Source organism: Rheinheimera mangrovi (assembly GCF_003990335.1).
Lineage (GTDB): Bacteria > Pseudomonadota > Gammaproteobacteria > Enterobacterales > Alteromonadaceae > Pararheinheimera > Pararheinheimera mangrovi.
Genome location: NZ_CP034683.1, coordinates 353,909 through 371,878, shown reverse-complemented (window position 1 = coordinate 371,878; position 17,970 = coordinate 353,909). Strand labels below are relative to the sequence as shown.

Here is a 17,970-nt window from a genome sequence, read left to right as displayed (position 1 = left end):
CAAAGCAGACTCAAAACTGGCAGACTTTTTTGTCACAAAAAATATCAAGGGCGGTAAAAACCGCCCTTGATATGCATATAACCAGAACTCAAAACTCGTAACGTAAGCTCACCAGCCAGCTATTTACATCATTAGGTTTAAGATTCAGCTGCTGATAACCTACACCCACTTTCCAGCCTGCCGCCAGTTGATAGTTCAACTGAACACCAAGGTAGATATCTGTGCCGTCAGTTTCAGATGTCAGCACAGCATCATCCATCCGGCTTTCTATTTCAGAATCCCAAAACAGCACACCTAATGGCACCTCTAAGTTCCATTGTTCGTTTTGCCACAAGCTAAAGCGCACCGCTGCAGTAAAACCATCCACCAATACCGGACTAACGGCTTTCACCACTTCGTGGTATTGCTGTGGGGTTAGGCTTTCTGCGCTGATCTGGCTGCTGGCTTCGCCCAAATCCAGATACCCGGCTTCCAGCGCAACATAAGGGTGTACTTGATAACCTAAAGTAAAACCATAGGAACTATCGCTGTCGTCAAAGCCAGTGATAGTTCCGTCTGGTAATTGTTCCACCAGACGGCTTTGCTTCTGATCGGCATTACTTTGTCCTGCCGAAGCTTGCAAATACCAGTCAGCGCTCTGACTAAAAGGGCTGAAAGACAACAGCACTGCTGCAGCTACCAGCATTGAACGGCGACGTAACACCACAGCTCCCGCTAATACAATCACCATCCACATGGTCATACTACCCCCACTTGATTTGTTATCCACAACAACAGGCTGATAAGCACGCACTGTCACGCTGACCTGTGCTGCTGCTTCACCACCAACTCCATCTGTTATTCTGTAGCTGATGGTATCCACCCCATCAAAACCTACCTTAGGCGTATAACGCAGACGTTGATCCGCCTCAATACTTACGGTTCCCTGCACTGCACTAGCGCTGCTTACCATCAGAGTATTGCCATCTTCGTCACTATCGTTGGCCAGTACCGCAATCAGCACTACGGTTTTATCATCAGTAGACGCCACATCATTAACTGCTACTGGCGAACTGTTTCCTGAAACGCTGATAACTAATTCACTGCTGGCCGTTCCCCCTTTGCCATCGGTAATGCTGTAAATCACTGTATCAGTACCGATAAAGTCTGGGTTTGGCAGGTAGCTCAATTGCTGGTCGGCCAGAATAGTAACAGTACCAAAACTACTTACAGCCTGGCTGACGGTTAAGCTATCGCCGTCCGGATCGGTGTCATTCGCCAGTACATTGACCACTACAGCTGTATCGGCTCTGGTCGAGCTTTGGTCTGCCACTGCTACAGGCAGATTGTTACCATTGAGTTCAACGGCCACACCACCAGGGTCAACAATGGCACTATTGGCAATGCCGTCCGCATCATTTGGACCACCATCTTCTACTGTGACCTGCACACACCAATGACCTTCAGTTAAACCTTCAGTCCATTCGGTTCCACCAGGTGGTGGACAGAAGCCCCGTTCGCCCTGAGTACTGGCCACTGAGTTACGCTCATTGCTGACAAAATCGACCCAGCCAGTAATGTCACTGTATTTGCGGTACACCGCATTAGCTGGCACAGGTAAACGTTGCGGTATCACCAGGCTATAGCTTTGGCCTTGTTCAGGTAAACCATAAGCAATAAAGTCAAAGATACCGCCGATATTGACTGCAACGTTATCTGTCTCCACCGCATCTTGCGCAATTTGCAAACCACCAGCATCAGTTTCAGCAGCAACTGTGCCTAAACGTAAACAGACTCCAGGATCACCTTCCACCAAAAACTCTGTCTGACCCAACAACTCAGTTGGCATTACGTTACATTCGTTGATCGCATCCTGATAATCCGGAATACCATCACCATCTGCATCGGTGAATCCCTCTTGATCATCAGGAATTAAGTCCCCGTCAGAGTCCTCGCTGTTCAGAGTTGGCAAGCTTGGACGCACGACAATAAAGACCGAAGTGCTGGACGATAAAACAGGTGAGCCATTATCTGTAGCTCTGTAGCTCACCTGATACAAACCAGGGCCTTGCTCTGCCGGGTCAAAACTCATCTGAGTTTGATCCGACGTTACATTGACCAGGCGACCAAAGTTCCACTCCCCAGTGAGCTGATCAGCAGGGTTAACGTCTGTCGCTGTAACAGTGACACGAATAACACCTTCATTCTCACTCACGGTTAATCGACTTTCTCCATTTTGCTGCACATCCAGAGAAACGACAGGAGCAATATTGGCTTCAGTGATCACAATACGGCTACTGCGCTGACTGCCACGATTCAGGCTCGCATCCAGACTAATGACCAGCTCTTCTGTGCCTTCGCTTTGGCCATCTTCCAACACAGTAAAGCGGATACTGGTGCTAAGTCCTGAGCTTATTTCAGCCACACCTGATACCAAGGTATGGTCATTGCCACCAGCGCTACCCGTGACAGTATAAGGGACCAACACAGGATAGACAGGTGACGGACCATTGAGGATCACCTCAACTACGACCTCAGCCCCTTCGGTCACCACTTGATCTTTGCTTAAAGAAATTAGCGGTTTCACACTGACTTTCTGTGCTTTGGTCGCGGTGTTGCCATCGGCATCAGTCGCTTGCCAGTAAACAATATGCTCACCAGGTGCGAAGAACAGGCTACCGTTAATCAAGGATACGCGCAAACGACGACCATTACGATCAACGGCTGTGGCAGTACCAAGAGGCACGCGGGTAAAGAGTGCAGTTGCATTCACTTCTATATCCGCAGGCACAGTAATGACCGGCAACTCTGACGCTGCGCCGCCTTCAATAATCAGGCTGACATTAGCGCTGGCGCGGCCGCCTTTGCCGTCAGTCACGGTGTAACGCAGACTGACTGGTCCAACATAACGATCCGGCGCAGTAAGGGTTAGACCCGCCGCGTTAAAGGTTACAGTACCCACCGTAGTAGAGGCGCCATCTATAATCAGAGTGTCTTCATCAACATCCGTATCATTGGCTAACACTGCCAGTTGATATTGATTATTGTCAGTGCGCGGCAGGCTGTAACTGTCGTCTGCCACCACTGGATTATCATTCACTGGCGTCACTGTGATGCTGATCGTCGCCTTATCTGAGCTTGAGTCCGCATCATTTGCAATAAAGCTGATACTGTCTGCGCCATTGAAGTCTTGCTCCGGTGTATAAAGCAGTACTGCCCCTTGCAACGTTACAGTTCCATGCTCTGGCTGACTCACAATCTCATAGGTCAGTGGGTCTTGATCCGGGTCCTGCGCAGTTAAGGTCAGACTCAGCGGCGTATCCTCCTGCGTAGTTGCAGCGCTGTCGGTCGCAACAGGAGCATCATTGGTGTTTGTCACGGTCAGCGTAAAGGCTGGCAATGCCGCACTTAACTCACCGTCCGAGACCGAAATCACTATACCAGCTGTAGCCCCTACATCTGCATTCGCCGGAGTACCAGTGAGCGTACCTGTCGCTGTATTGAAGCTCGCCCAGCTTGGTTTATTGGCAATGCTAAAGGTTAAGGTGGTACCTGTGTCTACATCTGCCGCTGTTGGGATGAAGCTATACGCAGCCCCCTGAGCGACAGTCACAGCCGGACTTCCTGTGATAGTCGGTGCATCGTTGACGTTCGTCACTGCCAGCGTAAAGGCTGGCAATGCTGCACTGAGTTCACCATCTGATACTGAAATCACAATACCCGCAGTAACCCCCACATCTGCATTGGCCGGAGTGCCAGTGAGCGCACCTGTCGCTGTATTGAAGGTCGCCCAGCTTGGTTTATTGGCAATGCTAAAGGTTAAGGTAGTGCCCGTGTCTACATCTGCAGCTGTTGGGGCAAAGCTGTATGCCGCGCCCTGAGCCACTGTGGTTGCAGGAGAGCCTGTGATAGTCGGTGCATCGTTGACGTTCGTCACTGTCAGCGTAAAGGCTGGCAAGGCTGCACTGAGTTCACCATCTGATACAGAAATTACGATGCCCGCTGTAGCACCCACATCGGCATTAACCGGAGTACCGCTTAATACACCGCTAGCAGGATCGAAGCTGGCCCAGGTCGGTTTATTGGTAATGCTGAAAGTTAAAGTACTGCCTGTGTCTACATCAGTTGCTGTTGGGATGAAGCTATACGCAGCCCCCTGAGCGACAGTCACAGCCGGACTTCCTGTGATGCTTGGTGCATCGTTAATATTAGCCACAGTCACGTTAAAGTTCTGCTCTGCAAATAAACCTGCAGCATCAGTCACTCTTAAGGTCACGGCATGCACGCCTACGTCGCTATTGCCAGGAGTACCCGACAATACACCTGTGCCTGCATTAAAGTTGAGCCAAGCTGGTTTGGTCAACACTGAGCGGGTTAAGGTATCCCCCACATCCACATCAGTACCGACAAAACTATAGCTATAAGCTTCGCCTTGTGTGGCTACTGTTACCGCTGTTGAACTGACTACAGGAGCATCATTGGTATTGACTACTGTAATCGCAAACGCTGGCAAGGCAGATGTGGCTGTACCATCGCTGACACTAATCACTATACCTGAACTTGTGCCCACATCACCGTTGGCCGGAGTGCCAGTTAAAGCGCCGGTCGAGGTACTGAAAGCCGCCCATGTTGGTTTATTACTGATGCTGAAGGTCAGAGTAGTACCTGTATCTTCATCAGTCGCAACAGGGGTAAAGCTGTATGGGCTGTCTTCATTGACTGAAGTTGAAGCTGTGCCAGAAATCACTGGCGTTGCATTGTAGAGTTTCACCACTGTCGCTGTGGCTGCGGTTCCGGCATTTCCGACTGCATCGGTCAGGATCGCACTCAGTTGTAATGTCCCTTCCGCCAGACCTGTCACGTCAATAGCCCCGATCTGCTGATTGGCCGCCGTTATCACACCAGTGAAAGTGACTGAATTGGTACCGTCACTCACCACATAGTTATAAGTGGAGCCTACTTCTGCACCGGTAAACACAAAACTCATGGCGTTTTGGTTATTGGCATCAATGCGGCTTTGCTGGATCACTACGCTATAGCCAGCAGGAGGCAATAAGTCGACCGTCAGTTCATTGCCCGTTGTATCCGTATCACTATTGCCTTGTGTATCCGTGGCTGTGACAACAACATCATAAACGCCATGATCCAAAGCAGCGATCTGATTATCGGCCAAAGTCCAACTGCCATCACCGTTATTGGTTGGCGTATAGGTTTGACCATTCACCACCAGACTTAACGTGGCAGAGGTGTCATCCACGGTACCTGCCAATGCAGGAGTTGAGTCTGCTGTTGCCAACTCAGTTACAGTAACTACAGGAGCCACAGAATCCTGAGTAATAGTCACCACATCAGTCACCGCCGATATATTGCCAGCTTTGTCTTTCACCACAACAACAAAGTTATTTGCCAGGTTCTGGGTAAGAGGCGCTGTCAGAGACCATGAGCCTGAAGTGATAGACCCCACCACAGTGCTTGCCAGCACCGTACTGTTATCAGCCACGCCATCGTTATCCGCGTCAACAAATAATTCTACTGTAACGCCATCTTCTGAATGAGTACCGCTAATCACCTGCTCCACAGTATTAACAGCAAGAGCTACATCAGGACTGGTGATCACAGCAGCAAGCGGAGCTATAGAGTCTTCAGTAATAGTTGGAACATCAACTGCCGTCGAGATATTACCTGCCGCATCTTCTGCAATTACAACATAGTTGTGAGCAGTGTCTGCAGTTAACGGCTGGATCAGGCTCCAGTTACCGTCGGCATCAACCACAGCGCTGACTAAAACACCACCGTCTGCAGCACCATCATTGTCTGTGTCCGCATAGAGGTTAATGGTCAGGCCAATTTCGCCATGAGTACCTTTCAACTCGTAGCTTGCTGCATTTAAAAATATAGCTTCGGCTGGATTTGTAACTATGGTGACAGCAGGAGCCGAAGTATCCACTTTAGCTGCACTATTATTCGTGCCACTGAACGTTAAAGTTACATCGTTATTGCCTGAATCACTTATGGTATCGCCATTCAGCGTTATGCTGTTAGATAGCACAGAAACACCAGAACTGTCAGTATTCTGCCCTGCCAATACGGTGTAGCTATACGTCAGTACAGTGCCTGTTGCATTGACAAAAGCAGCTTGCTGAGTAGAGCCATCAATATCTATACCTAAGGTGGAATTAACACCAGACACTATGACTGAATCATCTAAGGTTACAGTGAAAGTGATTGTATCTCCGGCTTTATAGTTACCGTCCGCAATAGCGACCGAAACTACTGTAGGAACTACTGTATCCACTGTCATCGACAGCTGAGTTGCTGCTGTATTGCTGTTACCCGCCGCATCAGTAAAGACGCCGCTTGCTACATCCACAGTGGCAGCTGTGGTGCTGCCTGCTGTCGGTGTAAAGGTCGCGGTATAGCTAGCGCCTGAACCTGTCAGTCCTGACACAGTGCCACCTGCTGCTGTGATATCGCCCAGCTCAAAGTTAGTGCTGCTTTCACTTAAGGTGAAGGTCAGCGTCGCTGTCTCGCCTGCTTTCAGCGCGGATTTATCACTGCTGATAGCCACAGTCGGAACCAGGGTATCCACCGTCATCGACAGCTGAGTCGCCGCTGTATTGTTATTACCTGCCGCATCAGTAAAGACGCCGCTTGCTACATCCACAGTTGCAGCTGTGGTGCTGCCTGCTGTCGGTGTAAAGGTCGCGGTATAGCTGGTGCCTGAACCTGTCAGTCCTGACACAGTGCCACCTGCTGCTGTGATATCGCCCAGCACAAAGTTAGTGCTGCTTTCACTTAAGGTGAAGGTCAGCGTCGCTGTCTCGCCTGCTTTCAGAGCCGCTTTATCGCTGCTGATAGTCACTGTCGGAACTACTGTATCCACTGTCATCGACAGCTGAGTTGCTGCTGTATTGCTGTTACCCGCCGCATCAGTAAAGACGCCGCTTGCTACATCCACAGTTGCAGCTGTGGTGCTGCCTGCTGTCGGCGTAAAGGTCGCGGTATAGCTGGTGCCTGAACCTGTTAGTCCTGACACAGAGCCACCTTCTGCTGTGATATCGCCCAGCTCAAAGTTAGTGCTGCTTTCACTTAAGGTGAAGGTCAGCGTCGCTGTCTCGCCTGCTTTCAGAGCCGCTTTATTGCTACTGATAGTCACTGTCGGGACTACTGTATCCACTGTCATCGACAGCTGAGTCGCTGCTGTATTGCTGTTACCCGCCGCATCAGTAAAGACGCCGCTTGCTACATCCACAGTTGCAGCTGTGGTGCTGCCTGCTGTCGGCGTAAAGGTCGCGGTATAGCTGGTGCCTGAACCTGTTAGTCCTGACACAGAGCCACCTTCTGCTGTGATATCGCCCAGCTCAAAGTTAGTGCTGCTTTCACTTAAGGTGAAGGTCAGCGTCGCTGTCTCGCCTGCTTTCAGCGCGGATTTATCACTGCTGATAGCCACAGTCGGAACCAGGGTATCCACCGTCATCGACAGCTGAGTCGCTGCTGTATTGCTGTTACCCGCCGCATCAGTAAAGACGCCGCTTGCTACATCCACAGTTGCAGCTGTGGTGCTGCCTGAGGTAGGTGTAAAGGTCGCGGTATAGCTGGTGCCTGAACCTGTCAGTCCTGACACAGTGCCACCTTCTGCGGTGATATCGCCCAGCACAAAGTTAGTGCTGCTTTCACTTAAGGTGAAGGTCAGCGTCGCTGTCTCGCCTGCTTTCAGAGCCGCTTTATCGCTGCTGATAGTCACTGTCGGAACTACTGTATCCACTGTCATCGACAGCTGAGTTGCTGCTGTATTGCTGTTACCCGCCGCATCAGTAAAGACGCCGCTTGCTACATCCACAGTTGCAGCTGTGGTGCTGCCTGCTGTCGGCGTAAAGGTCGCGGTATAGCTGGTGCCTGAACCTGTTAGTCCTGACACAGAGCCACCTTCTGCTGTGATATCGCCCAGCTCAAAGTTAGTGCTGCTTTCACTTAAGGTGAAGGTCAGCGTCGCTGTCTCGCCTGCTTTCAGAGCCGCTTTATTGCTACTGATAGTCACTGTCGGGACTACTGTATCCACTGTCATCGACAGCTGAGTCGCTGCTGTATTGCTGTTGCCCGCCGCATCAGTAAAGACGCCGCTTGCTACATCCACAGTTGCAGCTGTGGTGCTGCCTGCTGTCGGCGTAAAGGTGGCGGTATAGCTGGTGCCTGAACCTGTCAGTCCTGACACAGAGCCACCTGCTGCTGTGATATCGCCCAGCACAAAGTTAGTGCTGCTTTCACTTAAGGTGAAAGTCAGGGTCGCTGTCTCGCCTGCTTTCAGAGCCGCTTTATCGCTGCTGATAGTCACTGTAGGAACCAGGGTATCCACCGTCATCGACAGCTGAATCGCTGCTGTATTGCTGTTGCCCGCCGCATCAGTAAAGACGCCGCTTGCTACATCCACAGTTGCAGCTGTGGTGCTGCCTGCTGTCGGCGTAAAGGTCGCGGTATAGCTGGTGCCTGAACCTGTTAGTCCTGACACAGAGCCACCTGCTGCTGTGATATCGCCCAGCACAAAGTTAGTGCTGCTTTCACTTAAGGTGAAAGTCAGTGTCGCGGTCTCCGCGGCTTTTAATGCTGCTTTGTCACTGAGGACACTGATCGTTGGTGCCTGATTGTCGACAGAGGTATTGTTGGTACCAGCTGTCGTTGTAGTATTGCCAGCATCGTCAGTGACTGTTGCGGCTACATTCAGATTGCTGCTGTTAATAGTGCCGGCGGCAATCACATAAGTTGCAGTCCAGACACCACCGCTCAGAGAAGCGCTTACGGCTGATCCGCCGCCGAAGGCTGAGAAATCAATAGTTACGGCGCTGATAGTATCGCTGTTTGCATCGCCGCCCGTATTAATCCAACTAACGGAGGCTGTATCTCCAGCTTTAAAGGTACCCGCAGTTCCAGTGGCACCGCCCACCTGAATATTACCCGAAGTGACTACGGGCCTATTATTGTCCAAAGTTGCGTTGGAGCTGTCAGCAGTAGTCGTGGTATTACCCGCGTTATCAGTCGCTGTAAAAGATATGTTTAGACCAGTGCTGTCTATGCTGCCGGCCGTAATTGTATAGGTTGCGCTCCATATTCCTGCATTGTTGGTGGCGACTACAGCTGCCCCCCCCCCAAATGCACTGAAATCAACGGTGGCACCACTAATCATATCGCTGTTGTTTTCGCCACTTACCAAATTGTCCCAGCTAGCGGTAATAGTATCGCCCACTTTGTAGGCTCCGGCTGTTCCACTGTGACCAGATATGCTGATACGAGCATCAGTCACTACTGGCGCTATATTATCTACTGTGGCATTTGACGTATCTGCTGTTGTAGAGCTTGCATCAGGATTCGTCGCTGTGATACTCACATTTCTGTTCGTTGTATCCACAACACCAGCTGCTACAACATAAGTTGCAGTCCAGACACCGCTACTTTGAGTTGCAGCTACAGCTGAGCCGCCACCAAATTGACTGAAGTCTGCAGTGACTGCAGTAATCTCTGGGTTATTGTCGCCGCTGGCACTGTTATTCCAGGTTACTGTGACTGTATCGCCGATTTTATAAGCACCCGCAGTGCCGGTGGCGCCTGAAATGCTGATTCGGTTATCTGAAACCGTGGGGGCAGGCCAAGGCACATTCACAGTGTGAACATCACCTGATGCATAAGCCACTGCATACCCATTTGTGTTGTTGCCATTCCCCACGCTGTCAATAATATCGGTCGACGCTTTCAAATCCAGCCGCAAAGTACCGCTACCCGAAATACTATTCACTGTCACATTGAAACTGCTGCCTGACGAAGCTGAAACGCTTGCGATGGTGCCAGACGCACTGCTACCAGTGGTGGTTAAAATGAAATCATCAGAGGACAGATTGCTGACGGCTCCATCGAACGCCACAATAAATGACACACTGGTCGCCGATGCCAGCGGAGAACCACTCAGAGTAATTGAATTTACGGCCGGTACTGCATTATCCAATGTATAAGACAGTTCTGAAGTGCCTGATGGTGTAGTGGCTGTTAGCGCATTACCCGCGCTGTCGGTAATGTTCTGACCACCGCCGAAACTTAAACTGGCAACACCATTGTATCCGGCTAAATCACCTGACGACGCCGTAATATCATATACAGAGCCGCTTACCTGACTGACACTCAGACCAGCTGAACTGCCGCTCAGACTAAAATCAGCAGCGTCAACACCAGTGACGGTTTCATCAAAGGTCACTCGCCAGGTCAGACTGTCGGCATTGGTCAGATCTACCGATGGAGTCTGCCGCATTATGCTCGTCACTGTAGGGGCTACATTGTCGTCGTCATTCAAAATAGTACCTGCCGCAGTACCACCAGAAAGAGTGGCATTGGTGGGGCTACTTAAGGCGACTGCAAAGGTCTCATCCGACTCAGGCGTGGTATCCCCTGCGACAGTAACAGTAAAGGTTTTACTGGTTTCACCAGGATTGAAGGTCAGAGCCCCTGAAACTGCAGTGAAATCTGTACCTGCTGTCGCAGAGCTATCCGACGTGGCATAGGCCACTGTCACTGTTTTCGCTGACGCCGCACTTAAAGTCACGGTAAAGGTCATAGTACTAGTGCCACTATTGCCCTCAGCCTGACTGACATCTGCAATGGATAACGTGGGTTCAGCATCATCATCCGTTATAGTCACAGTCACAGGTTGCGAGCTATTTGCAGTGGCTCCATCACCACCACTGACACTGGAGATATCCAAAATTACCGTTTCATCTGTTTCATCCAGCGTATCCTGCACCGCAGTGACTGTGACCGTCCCTGTGGTTTGGCCTGCAGTAATGGTAATGCTGTTACTGCTCAGGTTGTAATCTGTACCGCTGCCTGTGGCTGCGCCGCTGGCTTCTAAATTAACTGTAGTGCTGGTTGATGCTGCTGCGCTTAAGGTTGCAGTGACAGTAGCCACACCTGCAGCTTCATCAATGCTATCGGGACTGACACTCAGGCTGACAGTAGGGGTTGGCACAAGAGTTGTTACATCCAGTTGTACTGGCATACCCATTCTGTTCGGGATAGCTTCATCATCTTGTGCCACGACGTAAAGATCATAGGCAGTACCTGAGGCTAAGCCTGTCAGGTTAAACGTATGTGAGAAATCACCACTGCCAACAGCCTGACTTCCAGCAACTAAAGCTGCTGTGCCTCCGGCATTCTGACCTGCCACAACCTGCGCTGAAGAGGGCGCAGTTGCACCATCTGCCACCACTACGTAAAACAAAGTCCCTGCTTCGTCAATGCTGGCAGACAAATCAAAGCTTGAGGTCGTAATGTTCGACACGGCAGCGTTTACATCGAATACTGGCGCAGTAACATCTTGTGCTGCAGCATCTGCAATAACCAGAATATTGTCGATCAGGCCAGCCATCATACTGCCCCAGGTCGCTGTGGTTTCAGGTCCAAAAGTTAAGCGCACTTCGTCTACAGCATTAAAACCAGCAGGAAGAATGATTCTATTTTGTTGCCCACCAGAATTCATCCTAATAGTGCGCTGCACAACCTCAGCATTATCCTGATAACCTGTGACAGTTAAATCCGTTATGTCACCAAACCAGTCCATATCATCACTATAACTGAAGCCCTGGAAGTCAAAATCTGCGCCATTGCCGGATTTGATGATAAGTGATTGAGGAGAAGTGTAGTCACTCAGCACACGCAAAGATTGGCCGACAGAGTCGTATTCAATTCCATAGCTGTCAGCATCAAATGAACTGACAGAAATTTGTAAATTACCCAAAGCAGACTGAGTAATTTCAACAGTTTCCACCCTTTGTCCAGCTGTAGGATCCGTGTCAAACTCGCTGTAGGTTATTGTGCTATCAACCTCACCAACCGCGATGACCGTCTTGCCAGCCGGAGAGTTGTCCCAGCTAGGATTTCCATCACTGTCCGTCAACTGGAATTTAAACTCACGCTGCCCTGAACTGGAGGATGCATTAAAAGTAACGGAACGCAACACAGTCTGGTACTGCGCCGCAGTTGCAGTACCGCTTAAACTTAGTACACCTGTGCCTGAATCATAATTACCGGTAATACCATGAGCCGCAGTAAAACTCAGGGAGTCACCTGTTGTTTGGCCAGATGTAAAACGGACTGTTGCGCCGCTGATGTTAGCGGAATCAATATCCGTAACAGTTAACTGCGATGCTAACAGCTGAGTGCCACCAGCAACTATAGCTAGTATCCCTTCGGTATTGCTGACGACGGGCGCTAACTCAAAGCTCACCACTGTCAGCCCAGGTCTGAAAAATTCAATCACAGGGTCTGAAGTACTCAGCGCTGGAAAAGAAGAAACCGCCGTAATGGAGGTGCCATCATAACGATATAAAGAACCGCCGCCGGAATTTTCTGTGGTGGTAAAAAATAAGTCACCATCATAGGACTCTAAATCAACAATAGATGTAGTGCCATTGTTAAAGTTAGTCAGATTAGTTACGTTACCTGTGCTGTTATAACGATACAGATTGTAATAGTTGTTCGAGCCAATGCGCGCAGCAAAGTACAACACATCGTCGATCACCCAGGTCCCGCTGATTACACCATCGTTGCCTGTGGCAAACTCTGTCACTAGTGTGCCGACGGCTGTGACCGAAATCAGGTTTTTATCATTTAACGTGGCAATATCCTGCGCATCATTGGAATTGGTACCGGCAAAAAACACCTTACCATCGGCAACTATTAAGTGTTTTGGCATTTCCGTGTTATACGCATTTGTATAGAACTGCCGATTAGTAAGCTGGGTTACTGTATCTGTCACCGAATTGTATTTAAACACTTCAGAGTTATTGCGGCCCTCTCCCGCTGGCTCGTTAGCGCCAAAATACAGCTCATTTCCCATCACTACCATGGAGTTTGTAAACGCAGAGGAATTCGTTTCCGCAGACCACACCACAGTAACTGAAGAACCATCCCAGCGAGCCACTTTATAATCGGATTGGAAGAAATAAAGCTGACCGTTGTACCACTGAATACCAGTTTGCTGGTGGGTATCCCCCACCTTTATCAGCGTATTGTCACTGATATCATATTCAAACAGGCTGTAATTTGCGCCAACCTCGGCAGCCGTAAAATAAATCTTGTCATCATGAGCAACAACAGACCCTAAATCTTCAAACTTCTTGTTATTGAGATACTCAATCTGGCTGCCATCGTAACGCCCGAACTCGTAGCCTTTACCTGCATCTGGGTTTACAAACATGCCATACAGCTTGCCTTCATGCTGAATAAAGGCGTCCGTATCATTAAAGCGGGTTCCCAAACCATCCAAGCCAACAGGATTTGCGTCAATCACACTGACAGCACCACGATCTTGTGTCGCGTTGTAACCACCTAAGGTGCCTGTATTAAAGTAACTAATGTCCGTACCTACTTTAAACAACAAAGTGCCACCCGCTGGCTCGTCATCGTCGATAATAGTCACAGTCACCTGCTGCGAGTTACTTTCAGTGGCTCCATCACCACCACTGACGCTGGAGATATCCAAAATTACCGTTTCATCTGTTTCATCCAGCGTGTCCTGCACCGCAGTGACTGTAGCCGTGCCTGTGGTTTGGCCTGCAGTAATAGTAATGCTGCTACTGCTCAGGTTGTAATCTGTACCGCTGCCTGTGGCTGTGCCAGTGGCGCTTAAATTCACTGTGGTGTTTGTTCCTGCCGCTGCGCTTAAGGTTGCTGTGACTGTGGCCACACCTGCATCCTCAATAATGCTATCGGGACTGACACTCAGGCTGACGGTAGGGGTAGTCACTGCCGTATTATTAATTGGGCTCTCTACTGCAGTTCCAGTTGCTTTAGCATTTTTAGGTGTGACTTCAAAACTAATAAATTTCCCTACATCTGCAGCAACCAGCACATAGGTCTGACTGGTTGCACCGCTGATAACCACTTTACCACTGCCGCCACTAGTGTTACTGCGATACCATTTGAATGTAGTGCCTTCTTCTGTGTCGCTGTCTGCATCGGCATAGTTATAACTGCCTGTTAGCGTTTGACCAACCCGTAAGGTGCCGGTAAAGGATACAGAGTTGGCAGTTGGGGCAGTATCGCTGGCGCCTTGGCAGGCTGTGTTTGTTTCAAACCAGGTTTTGCATGCTGCGGGTATTTTAGCTGCTGTAATGGGGAGCTGAGCGGGATCATACTCATGCAACAAGGATGGTTTCTGATTCCAATTGCCGGGAGGAGTCCGGGTAAGTGCTATACAAGAAATATTGCCTGAGCTTGCAGTGTAGATAAAAGTCACTCCCAAATTCGCATTGTTTGGGCAAACTAACTGGTGGTATTGATGACCACTCCCTACATTTAGCGCAGCCGCAACATCATCCCAATTTACAGTAGTAGCAAACTCCTTGCGCGCCAATGACTGATTGCCCGATAACGCCGCAGGCTGAGCTTCACCCGGCGTTAACCAGCCTTGTTGCTGTAAAAAGTCCATAGCGGCAGCCTGCGGCTCTGGTCGTGCGCTACTTTGAAGCTGTGGTTTGGTTGTTGCAGAGGAAAAAGCTGAAAACAGCTGTTTTTTCACCACGGCGCTGGCAGGCGTAGCAGAGACTGGTTTTTGTTGCTGTGATTGCACAGATGGCATTAATCGGCGGCTGGAGCTGGCGCGGCTATGGCTGGCTGCGGCCAGCGGACTAAAGGCCAGCAGGGCTGGCCATAACATTTTCAGTAAACGGGCTGGCTTTTTATTGTCCGCTTCTGGTGCGGTAATATCCCTGGTGTTCTGTTCCATCTCTTTACTCCTTGCTGGCCTTAGCCGCAAAAACCAGGGGGAAGCCCTGGCCACTGTACCTGTTTAGTTTAAATTGCCCCGTTTACCATAGGTTGTAATTCGGGAAAACAAAAATGATTGCGTAATCTGGGGTGTTCCGGCTCGATAAACTCCGGATAACTGCAACCCGGCAATACGGCTACATCGTAAATTTGGTCGACATTGCCGCTAAATTTCAGCCAGCCCACTTCGGTATTGGTCTCAAGGTTCCACACCCAAATACCTGAATAGGTTTCGCTGTATTTTTCTGCAAGAGGGGCTTGTCGTGTGACATCACCTTGCCGCACTTTGGATAAACCGACAAACAATAGTGGGCCATAAAAGTCCATACCCCGGGTAAAACCCGGTAATTCAGCCACTACCTGCATCTGTTCTGTTTGTGGGTTATAGCAGCACAGCTGGCCTTCACCTGAATTACAAAAATACACCTTGCCCTGATAATAACGCGGCGAATGCGGCATCATCAGGCCCGGCACCACAATGCGGTTTTGCTGCACATCTATTAAAGTACCGGTATTTCGGTTTTCGTTATGCTCGCGCCAGCCTGCCATAGTATCGTATTGCGAAAAGGTGGTGACATACCCAGGCTCGCCGTCCTTTAATGTCATGCCATTTAAATGGCAGCGATCTTCGGGCTCAAGTGCGCTGATAAACCATGGCTTCCAGCGTGGTACAAAGCTGTAATCCGGCTCCAGTGTACATAAACACGAAAAACTGGAGTTTACGGCCCATAAGCCCTCATTGCCCCAGGCAATGTCGTGAATATTGATCATGCCGGTGTAATGCGCGCTGCGGCTGATAAAACAGGCATCGGTTTTGTCATCGACAGGGGCATATAACTCAGCAAAATAGGCTTTGCGCCTGGCTATTTCTTTATCGCGCCGGGCTTGTTGTTCTGGCGTTAGCTGGGGTGGGTCTTCATTTGCCTCAGGCTCTTGTGGACTACTCTGTGCATTAGCTGCTGGCTGAGCCTGCTCTTTGGGTTTGATACGGGGCGCGGTAACATCCTGCTCTATGGGTTGCAGTGGCTGCTTCATTTGTGCCAATAAGCCATCTTCTCGCTGAAACATCAGTACTTCGGTAAAAGTACCTAAGGTAAGGCTATGTTCTGTGGCGGCCAGGCCCATAGGACGGGGAAAGTTTTTAAAGTTCAGGTTCAGCTGTTCGCCGTCGCTGCGCACCAGCATTAAACGACCAGCCTGATAGGAGGTAAAAGCCAGCGAGATGTTTAGCTGTTTCAGCAAAGGCGGAATATTGGCCGAATTATCGCAGCTAAAATCGAGCTCGGCATACAATTGAGCAAGCGTCTGCTCTGAAGCTTGAGGTTCCGTGGCTTGTTCTGTGGCGGCTTTTGTTGTCATCCGTTACTGCGCTCTATTGGTTAATTCGGTTTTTAGCTGCCCGGTCAGCTGGGTTATCGGCAGGTCCGGCTGCAGACTGCGTTTTAATGCCAGCACCCCGGACACCACCGCAGCCGCCGCAGAGCTGCCGGAAATGCCTGTACCGTCAGGCAAATATAACGGCCCCTGTACCCAGATATCCACTTTTCCGCTGTTCGACAGAAGCTGCAACCTGCTATCGAGCAAGCCGACAGAAATCACCCCTGGCAAGGCAGCCAATGGGTTTGACTCTGCCACATCTTGTCGGTGATTGCCCGCGGCGGCCACCACGGCTATCCCATCTGGTTGCTTGGTCAGGTGGTCTATTTTTTGCGCTATTAAATCTGATAAAAACGGTAATGTCCAGCTGCAGTTGATCACATCTGCTCCGGCCAGTTCGGCTAAATGCAGTGCCAGTACTATATCCGAAGTCCAGCCCAGGCTTTGTTTTAGTATCACTGCAGTGGCTTTGGGGGCCAGACCAGAATGAGAAGTGACGCTATTTTCGGTGTAGGGCTGCGCGAACAATAAAGCGGCCATTTTATCGCCATGGCTCACCGCTGTAACGCTGCCAGCTTGCTGCGTGTTTTGTGGCGTAGTTTGTGGCTTAGTGTGCTGCGTAGTTTTTTGATCCACATCGTAGTACAACTGAACTTGCAGTTCAGCCAAAGCCTTGGCTGTTAAGTTCACTGCATCATCAATCAGTGCGATAACGGCCCCTTGTCCTGATGTTTGGTGTTGCAGCGCCTGCCAGTAAGCCTGAGTTAAAATAGCCTGTTGCTCGCTTGCTAGTTTGGCATCCGGCATAGCACTGCCCTGCAGTTTAGCTGCTTTTGCATGAAAATCTGGCTGATACGCCAGCAGCCAGGGAAATTGCTCTGCAGGCAGGGTATAGTTAAACCATAACTCTGCCTGAACAGGTTGCACCAGCCAAATCTGTTGCTCGCCTATTTGCGCCAGTAATTTGGCGTGTTCAACACCAAGTTGCTGCCACATCGCCGCTTTAACGGTCTGACTAGTCTGTACCAGCCAGTCTCCGGATAAATAAAGCTCGATACCGCTTTGAGCTTTATACAGGCCCAGTTCTGCATTGTTCTGATGGGGTTGATACTGCAACTGATGCAACTGGCCATTATTGTTCAGTTTTAACTGCAAAGGCCAGCTATGGGCATTAGCCCAGGGTGTAAACAGCAGGCACACCAGCAACCAAAGCCAGCCTGTAAGCTGGCCTTTTGTGCTGGGCTGGCCCTTAGTTATAGGACGGATAAATGCCATCTGTCGCTATACAAAAGTTCATGGCAAGCCAGGGCTGGCAGTTGTTATAGACAGCAGGTGTTGGCGTGCCTGTGGCACCCAGCGCATTGGCTGCCATAGGCACCAAATTATTTTCATTCACCAAAGACGCAGGGGCTGTGGTAACAATATTACGGCCACCTGTTGTTGCAGTATCATTGGCCAGATAAGCACCTGCCACAGGCAGGGCCTGATTACCAGGTGCCGCTTGAGCAACCAGATTATGACTATGCGCAGGCAAGTTGCTCAGTTGTGACATGCTGTTTCCGACAACAACACCAGATTGACGGGGGGTTAAGCCTGGTCCAGTGCCTGCCCCCATCACAGCTAAATTTTGCAGATTGGGAAGGTTAAAGGTCGTTGTGCCGTTTCCGCCATAGGTTGTTCCCAATATTGTATACAAAGCCGGGTTTTGTTGTATAGACATTTGCTGCCCCAGACAATAAGCCCAGCCCTCTGGCGCAAATTTGCAGGTAAATATTTTCACTTCGCCGAAAAATGGTTCTGACATAACGT

Annotated in this window: 4 protein-coding genes; all 4 read right to left on the bottom strand. The window is 50.0% G+C overall.

The features are described 5' to 3' along the window. Positions 1-88: 88 nt before the first annotated feature. Positions 89-14,743, bottom strand: coding sequence for an Ig-like domain-containing protein (locus EK374_RS01745; protein ID WP_127019560.1), 14,655 nt, complete (start codon positions 14,741-14,743; stop codon positions 89-91). 68 nt (positions 14,744-14,811) lie between these two features. Next, positions 14,812-16,143 (bottom strand): TIGR03032 family protein, encoded by a 1,332-nt coding sequence (locus EK374_RS01740; protein WP_127019558.1) that lies wholly within the window; start codon positions 16,141-16,143, stop codon positions 14,812-14,814. 3 nt (positions 16,144-16,146) lie between these two features. Further along, positions 16,147-17,436, bottom strand: coding sequence for a S8/S53 family peptidase (locus tag EK374_RS01735; RefSeq protein WP_127019556.1), 1,290 nt, complete (start codon positions 17,434-17,436; stop codon positions 16,147-16,149). Then, complete coding sequence (locus EK374_RS01730; RefSeq protein WP_127019554.1) at positions 17,411-17,965, bottom strand: phage tail protein; 555 nt, start codon at positions 17,963-17,965, stop codon at positions 17,411-17,413. Before EK374_RS01730 ends, EK374_RS01735 begins: the two co-directional genes overlap by 26 nt. Between the last annotated feature and the right edge of the window lie 5 nt (positions 17,966-17,970).

Excerpts from the sequence above, each read along its gene's own strand:
- EK374_RS01735 (WP_127019556.1), bottom strand. The coding sequence starts at position 17,436 with ATGGCATTTATCCGTCCTATAACTAAGGGCCAGCCCAGCACAAAAGGC.
- EK374_RS01740 (WP_127019558.1), bottom strand. The coding sequence starts at position 16,143 with ATGACAACAAAAGCCGCCACAGAACAAGCCACGGAACCTCAAGCTTCA.
- EK374_RS01745 (WP_127019560.1), bottom strand. The coding sequence starts at position 14,743 with ATGGAACAGAACACCAGGGATATTACCGCACCAGAAGCGGACAATAAA.
- EK374_RS01730 (WP_127019554.1), bottom strand. The coding sequence starts at position 17,965 with ATGTCAGAACCATTTTTCGGCGAAGTGAAAATATTTACCTGCAAATTT.